The organism is Streptomyces sp. JW3, from assembly GCF_052216785.1.
GTDB lineage: Bacteria > Actinomycetota > Actinomycetes > Streptomycetales > Streptomycetaceae > Streptomyces.
This window is the reverse complement of the sequence record NZ_JBQOUX010000252.1, coordinates 1-772: the sequence shown is the minus strand read 5'-3', so window position 1 is coordinate 772 and position 772 is coordinate 1. Positions and strand designations below refer to the sequence as shown.

Here is a 772-nt window from a genome sequence, read left to right as displayed (position 1 = left end):
TCGGACGACGGGCTGCTGCACTTCGCGGGCCGCGCCGACGCCCAGGTGAAGATCCGCGGCTTCCGGATCGAACTCGGTGAGGTGGAGTCCGTCGTCGCCGCCCACCCCGATGTGGCTCAGGCCGCTGTCGTGGCGCGGGACGGGCGGCTTGTCGCGTACGTGGTGTCGCGCGGTGAGCCTTCGGCAGTGCGGGAGTTCGCTGCCGCGAGGTTGCCGGAATACATGGTGCCGGCTGTGGTGATGGTGCTGGACGAGGTGCCGCTGACACCGAACGGCAAGGTCGACCACACGGCCCTGCCGGCCCCCGAGGCGGAAAGCGGGTCAGGCCGGGCGCCCTCGACCCCGGTCGAGGCGGTGCTCTGCGGCCTCTTCGCCGACGTACTGAGCGTTGAGGAAGTCGGGGTCGACGACGACTTCTTCCTCCTGGGCGGCGACTCGATCCTGTCGATGCTCCTGGTGTCGGGGGCCCGGCGCGCGGGTTTGGCCCTCTCGTCCCGGCAGGTGTTCGAGAAGCGGACGCCGGCCGGGCTGGCGAAAGTGGCGGACGTACTGGGCGACGGTCCGGCCGGGGACGGGGAGCCCGGCGTGGGCGACGTGCCGCTGACTCCGGTGATGTGCGAACTGATCGAGCGGGTCGGGCTCGGCCGGTTGAGCGAGGTCGTCCAGTCCAACCGAGTCAGGACGCCGGTTGGTGTGGATGCGGGGGTGTTGGCGTCTGCGGTGCGGGCGTTGGTGGTGCGGCATGAGGTGTTGCGGGCGCGGTTGGTGTCGG

General features: G+C 71.1%; 1 protein-coding gene. It reads left to right on the top strand.

The annotated features are described in order from the left end of the window. Positions 1-772, top strand: a 772-nt coding sequence (locus ACTT8P_RS38360) for an AMP-binding enzyme (protein WP_442836413.1), incomplete at both ends; no start/stop codon positions are given.